The sequence below is a fragment of the Peribacillus folii genome (assembly GCF_030271255.1).
Classification (GTDB): domain Bacteria; phylum Bacillota; class Bacilli; order Bacillales; family DSM-1321; genus Peribacillus.
In genome coordinates this window covers 64571-82762 of record NZ_JASJOM010000009.1, presented here as the reverse complement: position 1 = coordinate 82762, position 18192 = coordinate 64571, and the positions used below count along the sequence as shown (strand labels likewise).

Genomic DNA, 18192 nt, shown 5'->3' with positions numbered 1-18192 from the left:
GTCACCCCTCCACTTTGATTAATGTTTGTTTGTCAATGAAGGAACGAATGGCTTCATTCACGATTTGGGCTCCCTCAATCGGCAGCATATGCTTCATATCGCGCACAATCATCATCTCTGAATCGACGATCTTTTCATGCATCTGTTTAGCCATTTCAGGACTGGATCCCATATCTTGTTGTCCCGTTATGATTTGGGTCGGTACGCTAATTTGTTCGATTTGGGGCCATAGTTCTTGATCAGCCGTAGCAAAAAGACGATAAGCGGCTAAATAAGAAGCGGGATCGTTGGTTTCGAGCCGTTTTCGGATTTGGCTTACCCATTCATTTTGTGCATTCAGGAAATCAGGATTGAACCAACGTTGAATGGCTGGTTCGACCGTTGCCAGGGGCCCTATTCTTTCCACTTCTTCAACCCTTTTCAGAATGGCTTTCCGTTGTTCCTCCGTCCGGTTTGCAACTGCATTCATGATTGTAAGCGTTTTAATTTTTTGCGGATATTTTAGCGCAAATGCCGAAGCGACCATACCGCCCATGGAAAATCCGACAATATGACAGCTCTCGATTTTCAAATAATCAGCCAACTCAGCCAATTGTTCAACAAACTGCGTAAGGACATAAGGACCCGGAGGGTGCAATGACCCTCCGTGCCCTACCATGTCATACACGATGACATGGTAATGCTTGGACAAATCCTCCACTTGCCTTTCCCACATTCTAAGATCAAGGCCTACACCATGAATGAGAATAAGAGATTCACCGGCCCCTCTCTCTTCAAAATGGGTGGAATCTTGCCCATTCGATGCAGCCGGCATTAAACCAGCCCCATTTCAACCATGTCCTGATGCCTGTTTCCTGTTCTAGGATGTGGACGGCCTCCTGTAGAAGCACCAATGGCGACAACGATCTCATCTGCTCTCGGTGCATCTGGAATGGAGGCTTCGAAGGTGATGAAGTGTGATCGCTCTGATTCGTCTGTCTTATGCACCATCGGGATGAGCACAGCAGATCCTGCGCCGCCGCGTTTGTTAGTGAAGCTTAAAATGCTCGTGCCTTTTACGGCATCGCGGAATTTGTTACCGAATTTTAACGTATGGATAAATGCCGATGCATGCTCGACCTCCCCATCAACTCCCACTACCGCTGCCTTTCCGAATGCTTCTACATCATCCGCTGAGCCGATATGCTTAAATAGTTCAGAGACTAATAGTTCGCCGATTTGCGGGGCATATTCATCAATTTCCGGTTTTAAATCGTCCACATATCCCCTGCCAGCCCACGGGTTCTTGATTACCGCCATGGTTGTGATCATTTTGATGGGATTATCAACCTCTTTACCGCCTTCAATACGTGTTTCTTCCACTGCTGTATACACCTTGCGAATTTTCAACATTTACATTACCCCCAATTTGGTTTCTGTGAATCTTGGCATAACTTCTTCCGTAAACAATTTTAAACTTTTCATCATTTTGTCATGCGGCAGCCCATTGTGATTGACCCAAAGCAATAGTGTTTCCAAATTCAGTTCGGCCCTCAATTCTTGAATTTTCTCCGCTACATAATCTGGCGTACCAAACAACAAGTTCCTTGGATGCAGGAATTCATAATTCAACTCTTGTCCTTCCTTCACTGCTTCGCCTGGATCCATGAGGTTACTTAACCCTCTCCAATGACAAATCCACCGGTAGTTGTTCAGCACTGCTTCAGCCGCATCTTGGCGAGCCTGTTCCATCGTTTCCGCTACATATACATCTCGTACCAAGGCAATGCCCTGTCCTAACGGCACCTCATAACCCTTTGCTTTGGAAGCCCTTTCACGATACAGTTCAAAACGTCCTTTCAATTCCTTAACGGTCGGCATCCAGAACATTCCTTTTATATCGTTTTCTGCAGCCAATTCTATCGAACGCGGCGAATCAATTACTTGCCATAAAGGAAGTGACTCCTGATAAGGTCTAGGCATTAGGGAAATTTTATTTATTTCGCCTTGTTCCAGATCCATGAATTCCGAAGTGGCCGGACTCATCGGGTGACTCCACTTCAATCCTTTCGGGGGAAATTGGTATATGTCACCTTGATGTGAAAAGAAACGGTTTGACCAAGCTTTCTTTAAAATTTCCAATGTTTCTTCAAACAATGCCCGGTTTTGTTCCTGATTTGCCGGGTCTGCCAATGTATTTAAATTAGCTGCTTCCCTTCCGTATAATCCTCGGGCGAGGCCAACCTCGACACGCCCTTTGCTCAGCTGGTCGAGCATCGCTATGTCTTCAGCCAAACGCAACGGATGCCAGAAGGTTGCGACATTCGCTGCCTGTCCGATCCGGATATTCTTTGTGCGGGCAGCAATATCCGCACCCATTAAGATCGGGTTGGAAATCAATTCATTGCCTTCATGTCCAAAGTGATGTTCCGTATACCAGATTGAATCATATCCATTTTCATCACAATAAATCGCTTGCTCACGGGCTTCATCCAACACCTTATCATACTCATCATGCCTGCCTTGTCCCGCTAGGTTTGCAAAGATTCCAAATTTCATAACACCCATTCCTCCTCGATTCAATTTTTCTGACCAAGTTTCTTTGCGATATCGATCTTAAGTTGCATTCCACTGGCTTTGACGTGCTCCCTCATTGCTTTCTCGGCTTCCTCGCGATCGCCTTTTTCAATGGCAGCCAGGACTGCCTGATGCTCCTTCAAGGACCTTTCCCTCCGATTCGGATCTTCGATGGTCAGAAAGACGTATTGCCTATAAGGGATTTGATTGAGCAGCAAATTCAGCATGTAACTTAATTTGGAGTTATTGGCACCCTCTTGAATGACGGAATGAAATACTTCATTCGCTTCAACATAAAGCTTTTTATCTGAGGTTTGGATTGCCTTCTCCATGTCGGACACCGCTTGCTTCAGTGTTTGTACGGCCTCGATATTGCCTCTTTCCGCCAGCAGGCCCGCTGCGAGCCCTTCCATGACTTCCTTTAACGTGAATAATTCGTTTAGTTCATCTTCGGTCGGTTTCGTCACACATGTACCGACTCGCGGAATGATTTCGACCAAGCCTTCTCTTTCCAACTGCTTGAATGCTTCCCTTATGGGTGTCCTGCTAACTTTGTAATATTCCGATAAAACGGTTTCCGATAATTTTTGCCCTGGCTCATATTCTCCAGTCACGATGAACTCACGTATGGCATTCGTTACCTGAGCTGTAATTCCTAAAGTCAAAATGGCTGTAATGAAAAGCCCCTCCCCTTTGTAAAAGTATGTACCATGTACCATGCAAGCTCTTGATAAGTGCAATTATAGGCCATGGTAAATAGACTGTCAATTCTAAAAATTAAAAATTTCCATTTTTTCGTTCCTAACTGCCTTTCTACTCTATAAAGGGAATAAACCCAAACCATCTTTAACAAGCATAGGTACAAGCTGATTTTGAGAAAATTCAACAAAATTCCATTTCCCCTTCAATGATCAAACCGAACCTCACCATTTTTCTAATTAAATATTTTTTCTGAAAATATTGACATCTGTATACGCTTACAATTATAGTGAATTTTATAAAATAGCTTGCATGGTACATGGTAGAAAATAATTTGATTGGGGGAACATTGATGAAAGTTGAAACTCGCAGTATAGAGTACATTCCGGCAGATGAGCGCCATGGTAAGGCCCGTGATTTATTTCCGATATGGTTTGGAGCTAACATGCATATTACCACCCTGGTGACCGGTGCACTTCCAATTGCATTAGGCCTCAATTTATTTTGGAGCTTAACGGCCATAATCGCCGGGACCTTATTAGGCGCCATTTTCATGGCCTCCCATTCAGCTCAGGGACCTCAGCTCGGAATCCCGCAAATGATACAAAGCCGAGCACAATTCGGCGTAATCGGGGCGATTTTCCCCTTATTCCTTGTGATGTTCGTTTATTTAGGATTCTTCGCAAGCAGCGGTTTACTTGCAGCACAAACATTAAGCAGTTTAACAAAGATTGATCAAACCTGGAGCATTTTGGCTTTAAATGTTCTTTGTTTTGTTGCCACCATTTATGGCTATAACCTCATTCATAAAATGCAGAAAGTATTGTCGTGGGCTTCGTTCTTCATCTATATCGCAGCCACGTACATCGTATTTCAATTGCAGGTTCCTGCAGGCAGTTGGGAAATGGGACAGCTGGACTTCTCCGTGTTTCTATTGGCAGTCAGTATGGTTGCAACATGGCAACTGGCATACGCACCATATGTGGCGGACTACTCCCGCTACTTACCGGTCACTACACCAACGGCACATACATTCTGGTATAGTTACGCAGGCACAGTGATCGGGACGATTTGGATGATGACACTAGGCGCAGTCTTGACCATGGCAATCCCTAACTTCCTTGATCACTCTGGCGGAAATTTGGCAGGACTATTTGGAAACTTTGCGATAATCATGTTTTTCATCATCATCTTTGGACAACTTGCCATCAATGTCTTTAACCTATACGGAGCATTCATGGCAACGATAACCACCATTGAACCATTCATCAAATTGAAGGTTACACCAAAAGTCAGAATCGGGATGATATTTTGTGTAACAGTTGCCGGAACGGTTCTGTGCTTACTGGGACAAAGTAATTTCCTGGCTTTTTTCTTGAATTTCATCTTTTTCATCAGCTACTTTTTGATCCCCTGGACCTCCATCAATCTTGTTGATTACTATTTACTCCGTCATGGCCAATATAATGTAAAAGATATTTTTGATATAAACGGACAATATGGCAAGATAAATTGGATTGCCTGCATCGCTTTCCTATTATCGATCTTGGCGGAAATTCCTTTCATCAATACATCATTCTATGTAGGGCCGATGGCCAAGAGCTTTGATGGAGCAGACATCGCTTGGGTCATTGGCTTGATCGTTCCGGCTGCTTTGTATTATTTCCCGATGAAAAAGAAATTGAGTGCAACTCTGCTGACTGTACAAAATATCGAATCCACTAGTTCCTCAGAAACAAACAATATTGAAAAAAATGCTAAGTAACCAACTAGAATCATACGGTATGCAAATGACCAAGCGTGCACTGCCTCCCTTCTAGACGGAAAACCAGTAACTCCTATATAAAGGAGTCGGTTATTAGCCAAGATGCATTTTGTGAAATAACCTCAGTATTAAAACATCCACTCCTGAGGTTATTTCTAATTCCTGCTCATAGACCCCCTCTTACAAAAAGGGTTCCCCAGCAGCCCTAAATACCCCGTTTCATATTATAAGCGCATGCTATATTATCCTATGAAACATTCGCGGCTGATGTTTTTCAAACCTTTTAAAGCTTTCGATGAACCTTCTTAAAAATCCTTATTTCATATAGTTTAGCACTCTAACAAAAGTTATTGACAATGATTATCATTACTATTAATATTTGAGGTAGTCTTTCAAATTGTCTATCATTTTTTCACAGTTTTTCCCTGTTTTTACCTATACTATAACCAGCTAGGAGAAAATCAATATGAAAAAGCTTTTCTTACCATTCTTACTGTTGTTCGTACTTATTCTCAGTGCTTGTGGAAACAACGAGAAAACGAACGAAAACAAAGAATCCAAGTCTAAAGCGGATACCGTTACCTATCAATCAGAAACAGGCCCCGTTAAGGTACCTGCAAATCCAAAAAGAATTATCGCTCTTACCAATGGACCAAATGTTTTGGCTTTAGATGGAAACATCGTTGGAATTGATCAATGGACGAATACCAATCCCCTCTTTAAAGATAAGCTAAAGGGAGTGGAAGTCGTTTCAGAGGATAATCTGGAGAAAATCATCGAACTTGAACCGGACCTTATCATAGCTGGATCTCAGATGAAAAATATCAAAAAGCTTAATGAAATTGCCCCTACAGTCGTATTCACGTGGGGAAAATTGGATTATCTATCACAGCAAGTAGAAATCGGAAAGCTTTTGAACAAAGAAAAGGAAGCAACAGACTGGGTTAACGATTTCAAAGAGCGTGCAACTTCCGCCGGGGAAAAGATACGTGCAAAAATCGGTGACGATGCAACCGTTTCTGTCATTGAGAACGATGCCAAGGAATTTTATGTATTTGGAAATAATTTTGCACGCGGAACGGAAATATTGTACCAAGCAATGAATTTGAAAATGCCTGAAAAAGTAAAAGAAAAAGCACTGAAACCGGGCATTTATACCCTTTCAGCAGAGGTGCTTCCTGAGTATACCGGAGATTATATTATCTTTAGTAAAAACCCGGATGTTGAAAATTCATTTGTGGGCACAGAAACATGGAAAAACATTCCTGCAGTCAAAAATGGCCATATCTTTGAAATCAATAGCAAAGCTTCCACCTACAGTGATCCAATCACTTTAGACCACTTGCTGGAGTTCTTCGAAAAATCTTTTCTTAACAGTTAATATGCAAAGAAGGAATTCCCATTAGGAGAATTCCTTCTTTGTTTTAGTCATTAGGAAAGATCTTTTATTTGTTTGGTAAGCTCTTTGAACCGGAGGTCAAGCCCAGCATAGTCTTTATTGTTCGGGGTCATGAAACTTAGCTTTCCTAAAACCTCCTGTCTTTCCGTTTCAAGCTGTAAGCGCGTTTCTTCCCTATTATCCTTTGTCGGCGGTGCTTCACTCATTTGCTTGTATATATTATTATTTGCGATGATGATTTTTGAAGTTGTAGTTTTTTCCAGAAAATAGCGATCATGTGATACGACCATTAACGTACCATTATAGTGTGCTAACGTCTCTTCAAGCTGTTCACGTGAAGCTAAATCCAAATGATTCGTTGGTTCATCCAGGATCAGGACATCCTTCTCTTCCAGGATATATCTCATTAGCTTACACTTCACACGTTCCCCCATGCTCATATTGCTAATGGGTTCCTTCCATTGGGAAGCCATGAATCCTAAATGCTTCATTAAGTTTCGAACATGCCCCTTTTCTGCAAATGTTTCCTTATGAAATAATTGTTCAGGTGTTTGAGCAAGCGGCAGGTCGAATACTTCTTGTGTTAAATAGCCGATGTTTGCTGTGGGTGAAATCCAGATGTCTCCTTCTGCCGTTTCCTGCCCGACGATCACTTTCAAGAAAGTCGTTTTCCCGCTGCCATTCGCTCCCGAAATCGAAACCTTCTCTCCATGCTGGATCGTGAAGTTGGAGGCTTTAAAAAGAGTTTTCCTGTCATATGATTTCGTTAAATTTTTCACTTCCAAAAAGCGTTTTCCCACTTTTTTATTTGCCTTCATCGAGAAGCTGACCGTGTATTCGGCCTCAAGGGGGTCGACTTTAATCTTTTCGAGCTCCTTTTCCAGCCGTTTTTGTTTTGACTTTACTTGGGCATCCATCCGCTTTGCCTTTACACGATAGAATTCCTTTGGGAATTCCTTTTTCGTTGATTGTGCATGCGCTGTTTTAGACCAACTTGTGAGTTCATTCATTTGACCTTCAATGCGTTCGACCATTTTTTGCTGTTTGTCATATTCTCGTTGCTGTGTTTGCCTTTTCTGTTCACGGAATTTCATATAACTGGAATAGTTACCTTTGTGACTGATGAGCATCCTGTTTTCAATGGACCATATTTTAGTTGCAACGGCATCCAAAAAATAACGATCATGTGATACGAGGATAACCGTATTTTTTAGAGCCTTTAGCTGATTGGTGAGGAACTCCAAGCTTTGCTCATCGAGATGGTTTGTCGGTTCATCCAATAATAATATATCTGCATCCTGAGAAAATCCCCCGGCAAGTCGCGCTTTCAATTTTTCCCCGCCGCTTAGCTTCGAAAAGTCGACATTTGGAACATGCCATTTTTCCAATAATTCAGCTTCCATGGGAGTGACAGCTTCAAAGGAATGACTCTCGGTTTCTTGTTCAACCATGGTGATGTTTAGACCGTTCACGACTTGCTTAATTTTGCCTTCAGTCGGTGAATCTTCATTGTTCAATAACCGCAGCAATGTGGATTTCCCCGCTCCATTTTTCCCGATGATGCCAATAATATCGCCTTCCTGAACCGTGACATTCACCTTTTCAAAAATGGTATGATCCTTTATGTCAAAGCAAACATTTTGTAATCGCAATAATTCCTTCATTCAGATCCACCCTTTTAAGGGAGAAAAAAAATCCTCCCAAGATTTTGGAAGGATTAGTCTCATTTTACCGTACTGAAATAAGCCATCTCGCTATAAAGCTCTAATAGCTCAAGAGATGATAGAAAAATGGGCAGACTAATCCTAAATTATTATCATTCGAAATTAAAATTTCAAAATCTAAAAAAATAAGATTAGTTATCCATTGTCCACCCATCATCCCTTTCCATTTATAGTTAGTTCGATTCTAACACTTATCGATTCATTCCGCAATGAAAGAAATTCCCCATTTTATGAATCGGCGGCAACTTGGAAACTGCTTGAAATATTTTATGCTTGAAACCTTTTTTCATGGATATCATTTAAGGCAGTGAATTTCCCCACGATAAAGATGAGGATAAAAGTTCCCAATAAACAAGTTGCCCCTCCTGCCCCTAGCAAGACAAAAGAAATTCCGATCCACTTGGCGAGCAGAGATCCCAGAGCAGGTGCAATAAGCATTGATAAGGTTTGTAATGAAGTGGATGCTGCTGAGACTCTTCCCATCAATTGTTTAGGTGTCTCTGTTTGTAAGATGTATCCATAAGGAACAGACTCACCTGAGCCCATGAAACCAAGGAAAAATGCGCCAATTACCCATGCCGATCGGGGAAGCTGTATAATCTCCATACTTCCAAGCGCCATAAAAATGATCAATGCTCCGCTAACAAGGAATGAACCTGACATAATATGTATCGGTTTTCTTCGCCAGTTAGTCCAGAAGCCAATTAACAGTGAGCCTGCCACACTGCCCAAACCTACGGCACTAATCAGCAATCCAAAATTCCCTTTCGTGAAACCTAAATTTTGCGCAATGAATACAAATAGTCCGTCGTAAAGGAAAATGATAAAAAATGCTACAGAGGAGAGGATTACTGAGCTTTTTAATAATGGGGTATGTGAAATATGCTTTATACCTTCCAATAGTTCTTTCCAATAATGTTCGTCATCCCTTTTTTTATTTTCAGCAATATATTCTTTTTCATCCCTGTTGGGAAGAGTTAATAAAAATAAAATGGCTATCAAAAAACCTGCAGCCTCAAATAAAAATGGACTTTTCGTTCCAAATAAAAATATAAGGCCTCCCCCTAATGCAGGGCCGATGATTTTCATGGAATTACCGGAAAGCTGGCTAAGTGTTACCGCCTGAGGAAGGTAGTTTTCAGGGACTGTAAATCTAATCATACTTTGTCTTGCAGGATCGTAAATGGCTGAGGCTGTTGCTTTCAAAAACACAAATATTAAGAGGATATAGAGGTTAGGGGCAAGAAACATCCCTCCAATAAACATGATTCTTAAAAATAAACAAATGATCATCAATTGTTTTTTTGGAAGGCGGTCGACAATTACACTGGCAAGGGGACCAAAGACGATCCAAGGAAGTCCTAATGTAATGATAACTGCAGCAATGGCTGTCTCATCCAGCCCCCAATGATAAGCAACGATAACTTGTAAAGCAATAAAATCTAGCCAATTACCTAGATCAGAAAATAGCTGCGCGCTAAATAGGGAACGAAATGGACGGAATTTCAAAGGCTCAAATAGTTCTGCTTTCATACGTTATTTCTCCTTTTCCCCTCGAAATGCCTCTCTTCGTCTTGCTAGCAGTTTTTCTGTGTTTCCATTTGGATCCTGACCTTTTGAGAGTTGATTATTTTCGAGGGCATGTATCGATTCCTCTATCCACTTTAACTCGGTTTCCAACCGTAATTCAGCATAGCGGATGGAAAGCATGCCAACATCACTGATGTAAGAAACACCATTTTTTGACCAATCATTTACGAATACAAGCATTTCCTCGGTTGTTTTTTTTCTTTTTACAAGATGACTGATTAACACTGAACCTTCCATATCATCGTGCCAAGTCGACATCTTCATCAATAATTCATCTTTTATAATTGGAAAGGCCGGAGGGAGCCGCAGCCAGTTCTCAAATTCCTGCCACCCTTTTGGCGTAAGCTCATATAGTTTCTTTTTTCGTCCTCCTTCTTCTTGTTCAATGGGAAGAACAAACCCTTCTGCTTCAAGCTTCGTTAATTTTGGATAAAGACTCCCGTAACTCATTCCCCAGTACAATCCAGCAGCTTTATGCTCAAATTCTGCCTTAATATCATACCCAGTACTGGGCCAAAAGCTCAATACAGCAAGAATAGAATGTTCAATTGACAATATACATCACCCTTTCCATATATCCCTTGATATATCAATATATATGTTTATTAATTGAACAATTCTTACAGTTCAAACAAGTACAATTAAATAGTCCATCAGATAAGGCGAGCTATTTTTCCGCCAATGTAGAACCCGTTATTTCCTTCTTATAGCGAGGGCACAAAAAAAGAGCCTTCAATCCAATTTGATTAAAGGCTTTTCCCAAAAATTAACTATAAGCTAATTCTTTTTTTTTGTTCAAACCAAGCGCCTCGGCTGTTGAAGAATGTACTTCAGTCAGAAGCTCTGGATTTTCCATTAGTGACAATCCATAGGATGGAATCATTTCTTTTAGCTTTGGCTCCCACTCTTCCATGTGCTGCGGGAAACATTTTTTGAATACCTCAAGCATGACGTGGACGGCAGTGGAAGCTCCTGGGGAAGCTCCCAATAATGCTGCAATTGAGCCATCAGCTGCACTGACGACTTCCGTGCCGAATTGAAGCGTCCCTTTGCCGCCTTCCGCCGTGTCCTTGATAACCTGCACGCGTTGGCCGGCTACCACTAAATCCCAATCCTCGCTTTTGGCATTCGGGATGAATTCTTTTAACTCTTCCATGCGCTGTTCTTTAGATAACATGACTTGCTGGATCAGGTATTTTGTCAATGACATTTCTTTTGCTCCTGCTGCCAGCATGGTTAAAAGGTTATTCGGTTTTACAGATGTTACTAGATCGAGCATTGAACCTGTTTTTAGGAACTTCGGTGAAAAGCCGGCAAACGGTCCAAATAGCAGTGATTTTTTATTGTCGATAAAGCGTGTATCCAGATGCGGAACAGACATTGGCGGAGCACCGACTTTGGCTTTTCCGTATACTTTCGCATTATGCTGTGCAACAACCTCCGGATTATTGCACACCATGAAAATGCCGCTTACAGGGAATCCGCCAATGTGCCTTCCTTCAGGAATTCCGGATTTTTGAAGCAAATGCAGGCTCCCGCCACCGCCTCCGATAAAGACGAATTTTGCAGTATGGCGCTCGACGCTGCCGTTATCGGCATTACGCACTTTTAATTCCCATGAACCGTCTTCAGTTCGTTTCATATTATCGACACTATGCTTATACTTGATATCGACGTTTTTCGTCTTTAAGTGATCGAACAACATGTTCGTCAAAGCACCGAAATTGACATCCGTTCCAGTGTCGATTTTCGTAGCTGCTATCGCTTCCTTCGATTGACGATCTTGCATGATCAGAGGAATCCATTCCATCAGTTTTGCTGGATCATCTGAAAATTCCATCCCTTCGAATAAAGGGTTGTTTGTTAGCGCTTCAAAACGTTTCTTTAAGAAAGTTACATCCTTATCTCCCTGCACCATACTCATATGCGGCAATGGCATGATAAAGTCCTGTGGATTTTTGATCAGCTTATTGTTTACAAGATATGACCAAAACTGAGTTGAAAGCTGAAATTGTTCATTGATTTTTATGGCTTTGCTAATATCTATAGATCCGTCCGGTCTTTCAGTTGTGTAGTTCAGCTCACACAGGGCAGCATGCCCCGTTCCCGCATTGTTCCACTCATTAGAGCTTTCCTCTCCTGCGCTTTCAAGCTTCTCAAACACCTTGATATCCCATGCCGGTACTAATTCTTTCAGAAGTGTCCCCAAAGTGGCACTCATGATTCCGGCGCCAATTAAGATGACGTCTGTTTTAGTTTCTCTGTTGCTCATTTTAACCTTCCTCACTCCCTATTTTTGCAGAAAGGATGTAGGCGCTCCTGCATAGGCGTCACACCAAGTCAAGGCGTGACTTAGTCACACACCTTTTCTGTCTCCATTATACCCCTATAATAGTGTAATACAATTGTTAATAGATTTAAATAACTACTATTACTATATTGTTAATATTTAGTTCGATGAAGTAATGAAATCATGAAAGAAAAAAACTGCTTTACACCTAGCCGCCCTTCCAGAAACTCAAGCACTGTCGGTTCATGGAGGAATTAATTTGCATGATTTTTCCTTCTTGCGGATTTCCTTACACCATATATATTACCATTATGCACCAATTTCAAACTTTCACGATAGTAATGATTTATGCTTTTACAGAATTTCCGAAGTGTAACCATTACCTATACTTTCATCATACCAACATGAGTGGTCCGTCCAGAAAAGCGATGGACCCATTTACTATTATAACACTTTTATTTAAGAAAACCGGATACAATCGCACGTACAAAAGGCCGCCATTTGGCGGCCATCTAACGTTGTACTCAACTTTCCAACCCTTTTGTATGAATGTCCATGGTGTATATTCCGCAGCTTCTTGTGAAATACTGACAATACATTTTGGCATTTTCATTTTTAAGCGTTTGCTCCGTCACCTGTTGATTTTTCCTCTTTTCTTTACCCTTAAAAACACTTATGAATACGATTCCCTTTTTAGAGTGGCCATTCTTCAACTTATCAAGAATGATTCTACTATCATTATCTTGGTGGAAGTTAAGTACGCTGGAAAGGATAATGAATTAATTATTTTCGGTTCAATCTCGAACGCCAATTACTAGCAAGCATCGAGAATCATGCATTCCAAATACCGATTTTTTTAATCCAGATGACTGGTACTATTCATGATTCTTATAAGCTTATATGGGTGCTCCGTATATTCAAGAAGATGTATGCCTGTATTATTGGAAACGAACCATATATCATTCATTTCGTGTGGTAATTGCAAGAACCTTGCAATCAAGTTCGTTATCATTCCGCCATGGGAAATGATAGCAATTCTTTTATAGCTGGCACTGTTCTCTTTGATATCGGACAAGACCTGTTGTGCACGCTTGGTAAAATCCTCTTCACTTTCGCCCTCTTGCCTTTCTCTTAAGCCGTCCAGAAATTCCACTGGACATTTGATCGTATCGGAAAGCATTCCTGCAGTCCCACTGGCACGAAGCAAGGTACTTGACCAGATGCATTCCGGGGGAAACTCTTCTGAAACCCTTCGGCACATTTTTTTCACTTGTTCGATTCCATTGGCGGTTAAAGGTAAATCTGTCGTTCCTTGATAATCTTCTTCAAGGAAATCATCTTCTGATTCACCATGTCGAATTAGTAATAGCTGCAAGCTAACACCTCATTTTTAATTTTATGCCTTCAACTTATTAATTCTATTTACCTTCAATAAAACCTGCAAAAAAGATGGCACTGTCTTTCACGAAAACATCAATGATGCGGGCGAATATGACAACCTCTCACCGTCATACCTTTTAGAAAAAGTTAGGATGTGACATTGCTGGATATGGGGAAGGATACGCAAATCGTTTTTTATGTAATAAAAGGCTCAGCAATAAAGAAGTTTCTCGTGTTGGACCTAATTGTTGGGACAGGGATTTATTTCACGATCAAGATCATCTCATCCAGCATAATAATGGCGAGCGTCGGCAGTTTCATCGGAACGGAAGGAATCAAGCAGGCGCCGAAATATTTAAAGAAAATGCAACGGGATTGATGCTCCTTGTCGCCAATTAACACCCCCATTTTAAAAAGGGCTGTGCACGGGGTTCCATCATCCTCTTTGGATAATGAGACATATGCACAGCTCCTGCTTCTCTTTATGACTTTCAAAAGTTCGCTTCCCCCTAGTACTCGACTGGAGAGATGTCCCTCAAATAATAGTTCATTCATCGTGTTAACCTGCGATTGATTTAGAGCTTTGCCCTCGTTTATGGGTAGGTAATTTAGAGTCTAATGACAGGAATCGGCTTCCATTTAAAACTAGGTGCAGGGCACTCACCATAAGTATGAGGTCCATTTCGTATCCTGCCCCTTCCTCATTGCCCAAGAAACCTGCCGGAAGCTTCACATAAATGATGGCACCCGCCATGATGAATGCAAGGAGAACAGAGATTACTCTTGTACCAAGCCCGACAATTAAAGCTATACCACCAGCCAATTCGATTGTTGCAACTGCATAAGCCATGAATCCTGGAATGCCGATACTTTGAAACCATCCGGAGATGTTATCCAATCCGCCTTGGAATTTGGACAAACCATGCATAAAAAACGTAACACCAAGCATCACTCTTAATAAAAACGTCCCGATTTCTTGTTTATTCATGAGACATCCCTCCTTAATTTTATTAACACTACAAAGTGTAGTGTTATAATCCAGAAAAATCAAGTGAAAGCCATCAGACAATCACTATGGTCATTCCCAACAGGATGATCAAAACATTTATCGAGACGAAAATCGTAGTAAAATTCGCTCTTAGTGGAATCGTTTCATGTGGATCGACTAGCTGCCGAAGCCTGTAATCAACCGCTTCATTTGAAAAGTGAGCAAGTACAGGAGCAGAATTATCAGCGCAGCAATATTTTATTAACTTCAACAATGCAACGCTTATGGCTAGTTCAGTCCCCGTTTTCTTTATCGCATATTCATCAGCCAATAATTCACTCATTATTTTATAATTTTTATAACACCATTTTGTGAGCGGGATGAACCATAATGCTTGAGAAATTAACTGCAGCGTGAAGATTACTAATGGGTGATAATTTTTTTGGTGAAAGGATTCGTGCTCCAACACCGCTTCCAGCTCGTCAACGTCCAATAATTCCATTAAACCCGTACTGATAACGATGAACGGGTTCCAGAACCCCAATGTAAATGCAAGTGGTTCATCAGCGTTCACCACTAAGATGTTTTTGACGTGGTTGAAAGTCTCATTCATTGATTTTGTCCCTTCATCGTTTTTGGCGATGAATAACTTATGTTTGAGCTTCCTCGATAGGAAAAACTGCTCTGCAATTGTAAATATCGTGTTCATGACACTGTAGGCAATCACAATATTCAGCAAAGTGATGACCGCAAAATAGTATATTGTACCTTCCTTGAATAAACTAAAGCAAAATTTAAAGAAGTTTGCTTTAATATTGACTCCAAAAAGGATATGCACCAAAAACGCACCCATTTGACTCCATGCTGCACATGCGATTAAAAGGCTCAGGCTTACGACGAAATACGACTTTTTCTTCCACATTACAATTTATCCTTTTTCAAGGCTAGGATCTTTTGTTCCAATTTTTCAATTAAACTTGGGTCGGCATCTTTCATGGCATCAAGCATATGGCTAATGACCGCCCCGCCAAATTCATCAAGTAAATTTTCAGTCAGCTTCTTTGACTGCTCTTCTAAAAACTCTTCCTTAGACTGCACAGGAATAAATAATGAAAGCCTTCCTTCGGACCTCTTTTTTAAGATACCTTTTTCAACCAGCCGGTTCATGACAGTCATCACCGTATTAAAATTGAGTGGCTTGTCTTTTTCCAAGTACTGCTGAACCGCTTTGATACTCAGCTCACCCTTCTTCCATAAACATTCCATGATACTCGCTTCCAATGGTCCGAAAAAACGATTCAGGCCAACTTCATCATATTTAAAAATTTTAATATCCATCTTCCGCCCTCCACTATAAATAGTAGTGGAAAAATTTGATGAAATCAAATTTCAGAAGCTTGTCTCCCAAACTAGTACGATATAAATGAACGTGAAGCAACTGCGTATCTCTGCGCTTCACTTGGTTCACAAGGAAAAAGAGCTGCCAAAGCAACTCTTGAAAAGAATATTCACTCATTGTTCATTCAAATACAGGGCGCATGAAGCTTCTTTCATAGCTGATGATGCATTTGGTCTCTTCTGCATATTTATATGCCGCTTGACATTCTTCATCCAAGCCCATCTTTACCCGATACTCTTCGTATGCCGCTAGACTCGGGAAGGTGAATAATGCATAGGCAATATTATTGGCTCCCTCATGAGGCAGGAAATACCCTTGATGTGAACCGCCTAATTTGTTCACCAAGCGAATCCACATTTTACCGTATCCCTCGAACTCAGCTGCTTTGTATGGGTCGATCACGTATTTCAGATAGCATGTTACCAATGTCCATTCCTCCTTTCTATACCTATTTCCCTGTCAGGCTTACTCATTCCTTCCATTTAAGAAATATCCTTCAATTTTTTGCTTGCTGTCCAAAATGAGGATTACCTTGCCAGGCTCTTTCCTTTGAATCTCGACCAATCTGCTTTTCATTTTTTTCTTGCGAGAATGATAGGTTGTAAGGATGAATTTAATAAACGCCCAGTCCAGTTTTTCTACGCATCCTTCACGCATATCGGGTCTTGTCTTTCCCTCATTGATCAATCGGCGCTTTACTACACGATACAGGCAAACGCGAAGGGGAAGTTCCAAATAAAAAATCGTGTCGGCATGCTTCAAGCGTATATCGATCGAATTACTATAATTGCCCTCCATTATCCACTTATCGTGAGCTAATACTTCCTTCTGGGCAGCTAAAAACTCCTCAAATGGGGCCTCGACCCAATCAGGTCTCCAGTAGAATGTATCCAAATGATGGACATCAATATCCAGAATGTTCCCGAGCATTCTGGCAAAAGTGGATTTTCCAACACCTGCGGACACTCCAATTACTATAATCCGTTTCATTGCCTGCCTCCCTTTGCTTTTTGAAATCATTAGTGGGCTAACTGCTTACCCTTCGGTCACATCAGAAAAGGCGATTCCCCTGAAATGGAGAATCGCAAATGGAAAAGCTGCACTCATGCAGCACCCTGTTTTTTCATTAAATCAATTGGCTTAAATGTTGCTTTGCATCGTACTCAACCAGTTTTTCATCTTGCTTGATTTTTGTCAGGTAATCAGGGTTGGCGATGAGCGGACGGCCTATTGCCGCAACATCGATGATTCCTTTTTCCAATGCGGCTTCCGCTGTTTCAGGATCAAATCCGCCGACACCAACTATCACCCCATCCCAGTGTCTGCGAACCAATTCATGCAAAGTCGCTCCTCCGGCAATCGGTTTGGTGAATTCCATCGTGGACGGATGAATCATTTTGACACCCGTTTCTTTAAATGCCTCAATGAATGCTACTATCGCTTTTTCTGGATCTTCCCACATATAAGTTGGCTGATCTATTTTAAAAGCGGAAAAACGGATAAGCGTCCGGTCCGCTCCGACTACATCGATGACGGCATTAAGCACTTCCTTCATCAAAGTCAGGCGTTGCTTTAAATCACCGCCATACCGGTCCGTCCTTTTATTGGACGCGTCGGAATTAAACTGGTCGATCAAGTATCCGTGTGCACCATGAATCTCCACACCGTCAAAGCCTGCTTCGATTGCATTTCTAGCCGCTTGTTCATATTGATCCACTACTTGTGCTATATCTTTTCCAGTCATTTCCTCGGGCACTTCGAACGGCTTTCCGAATCGTGAAACCTTTCCTTCGGCGGCGATGGACGATGGTGCCTGTGGAGGAAGACCTCCAGCAATCTCGTGGTGGCTTGCACGGCCGACATGCCAGATTTGCGCTATGATCTTCCCCCCTTCAGCGTGTACGGCTTCCGTCACCTTTTTCCATCCATCGATTTGCTCTTGCGTATACAGGCCGGGAACGCCAGGATTCCCCTTTGCCCTTGGTGATATCACCACACCTTCTGTAATGATGAGCCCGATACCATCTTGGGCACGCTTTCTGTAATATTCTACGATCGCTTCATTCACAACACCCGTTTCGTTATCGGCAAACGACCGTGTCATGGGAGCCATCGCAGTTCTTGTTCTTAAATTCCAAGCACCAATCGTTACAGGTTCAAAAATTTTAGTCAGTAATCGATTCATTCGAATTCCTCCTGTTAAGCGCGTTGTTTTTTTGATAAATATCTATCATTGTGTAAGATTATCCGAAATATGGGTAATATTCAAATAATTAACTCCAAATCCGTTCCATTTGATAAAATATGGTAATAAAGACCAACGAGATTTTATTTTCCCGGCATATGTAAGAGGATAATCATCAAATTTCTTATTAACCGAGCAGCTGCAATAAGGAGGATAT

General features: G+C 41.5%; 17 protein-coding genes and 1 pseudogene. 2 read left to right on the top strand and 16 right to left on the bottom strand.

Going from position 1 to position 18192, the window contains the following annotated elements:
* Position 1 precedes the first annotated feature (1 nt).
* Genes QNI08_RS16255 through QNI08_RS16240 form a run of 4 tightly spaced genes read right to left on the bottom strand, consistent with a single transcriptional unit; the run spans position 2 to position 3275 of the window.
* Complete coding sequence (locus QNI08_RS16255; RefSeq protein ID WP_285768442.1) at positions 2-814, bottom strand: alpha/beta fold hydrolase; 813 nt, start codon at positions 812-814, stop codon at positions 2-4.
* The gene (locus QNI08_RS16250) at positions 814-1392 is read right to left on the bottom strand and encodes an amino acid synthesis family protein (RefSeq protein WP_285768441.1); all 579 of its coding nucleotides are present in this window, start codon (positions 1390-1392) and stop codon (positions 814-816) included. Before QNI08_RS16250 ends, QNI08_RS16255 begins: the two co-directional genes overlap by 1 nt.
* A complete protein-coding gene (locus QNI08_RS16245) occupies positions 1393-2538 on the bottom strand; it encodes an LLM class flavin-dependent oxidoreductase (protein WP_285768440.1) in 1146 nt (381 codons plus the stop codon).
* 20 nt (positions 2539-2558) lie between these two features.
* On the bottom strand, positions 2559-3275 hold the full coding sequence (locus QNI08_RS16240; RefSeq protein ID WP_285768439.1) for a GntR family transcriptional regulator: 717 nt from the start codon (positions 3273-3275) through the stop codon (positions 2559-2561).
* 332 nt (positions 3276-3607) lie between these two features.
* Here QNI08_RS16240 and QNI08_RS16235 point away from each other — a divergent pair, with 332 nt between their 5' ends.
* Together QNI08_RS16235 and QNI08_RS16230 are read left to right on the top strand one after the other, a co-directional pair.
* A complete protein-coding gene (locus tag QNI08_RS16235) occupies positions 3608-5020 on the top strand; it encodes a purine-cytosine permease family protein (protein WP_285768438.1) in 1413 nt (470 codons plus the stop codon).
* Between the two features lie 466 nt (positions 5021-5486).
* Positions 5487-6401 carry an iron-hydroxamate ABC transporter substrate-binding protein gene (locus QNI08_RS16230; RefSeq protein ID WP_285768437.1) on the top strand — a complete coding sequence of 305 codons (915 nt, stop codon included), beginning with the start codon at positions 5487-5489 and terminating at the stop codon, positions 6399-6401.
* Positions 6402-6451: 50 nt separating this feature from the next.
* On the opposite strand, the gene abc-f is transcribed toward QNI08_RS16230, so the two are convergent.
* From abc-f to QNI08_RS16170, 12 genes and pseudogenes are all read right to left on the bottom strand, one after another.
* Positions 6452-8083: a ribosomal protection-like ABC-F family protein gene (gene abc-f / locus QNI08_RS16225; protein ID WP_285768436.1), complete on the bottom strand. Its 1632-nt coding sequence runs from the start codon at positions 8081-8083 to the stop codon at positions 6452-6454.
* Between the two features lie 327 nt (positions 8084-8410).
* Positions 8411-9676, bottom strand: a complete 1266-nt coding sequence (locus QNI08_RS16220; RefSeq protein ID WP_285768435.1) for an MFS transporter — start codon at positions 9674-9676, stop codon at positions 8411-8413.
* 3 nt (positions 9677-9679) lie between these two features.
* Positions 9680-10288 (bottom strand): PadR family transcriptional regulator, encoded by a 609-nt coding sequence (locus tag QNI08_RS16215; protein ID WP_285768434.1) that lies wholly within the window; start codon positions 10286-10288, stop codon positions 9680-9682.
* Positions 10289-10499: 211 nt separating this feature from the next.
* Complete coding sequence (locus tag QNI08_RS16210; RefSeq protein ID WP_285768433.1) at positions 10500-12005, bottom strand: malate:quinone oxidoreductase; 1506 nt, start codon at positions 12003-12005, stop codon at positions 10500-10502.
* An 874-nt stretch (positions 12006-12879) separates the two neighbouring features.
* Positions 12880-13398, bottom strand: coding sequence for a histidine phosphatase family protein (locus QNI08_RS16205; RefSeq protein WP_285768432.1), 519 nt, complete (start codon positions 13396-13398; stop codon positions 12880-12882).
* 266 nt (positions 13399-13664) lie between these two features.
* On the bottom strand, positions 13665-13898 hold the full coding sequence (locus QNI08_RS22600) for a hypothetical protein (protein WP_483313787.1): 234 nt from the start codon (positions 13896-13898) through the stop codon (positions 13665-13667).
* Positions 13899-13962: 64 nt separating this feature from the next.
* Complete coding sequence (locus QNI08_RS16195) at positions 13963-14391, bottom strand: DoxX family protein (protein ID WP_285768430.1); 429 nt, start codon at positions 14389-14391, stop codon at positions 13963-13965.
* Positions 14392-14464: 73 nt separating this feature from the next.
* A complete protein-coding gene (locus tag QNI08_RS16190) occupies positions 14465-15313 on the bottom strand; it encodes a M56 family metallopeptidase (protein ID WP_285768429.1) in 849 nt (282 codons plus the stop codon).
* A complete protein-coding gene (locus tag QNI08_RS16185; RefSeq protein WP_285768428.1) occupies positions 15313-15729 on the bottom strand; it encodes a BlaI/MecI/CopY family transcriptional regulator in 417 nt (138 codons plus the stop codon). Before QNI08_RS16185 ends, QNI08_RS16190 begins: the two co-directional genes overlap by 1 nt.
* A gap of 181 nt (positions 15730-15910) precedes the next feature.
* On the bottom strand, positions 15911-16216 hold the full coding sequence (locus tag QNI08_RS16180) for an NIPSNAP family protein (protein WP_285768427.1): 306 nt from the start codon (positions 16214-16216) through the stop codon (positions 15911-15913).
* Positions 16217-16255: 39 nt separating this feature from the next.
* Positions 16256-16780: a P-loop NTPase family protein gene (locus tag QNI08_RS16175; RefSeq protein WP_285768426.1), complete on the bottom strand. Its 525-nt coding sequence runs from the start codon at positions 16778-16780 to the stop codon at positions 16256-16258.
* Between the two features lie 136 nt (positions 16781-16916).
* Positions 16917-17966, bottom strand: a pseudogene (locus QNI08_RS16170) (alkene reductase); the annotation flags it as partial.
* Positions 17967-18192: the final 226 nt, after the last annotated feature.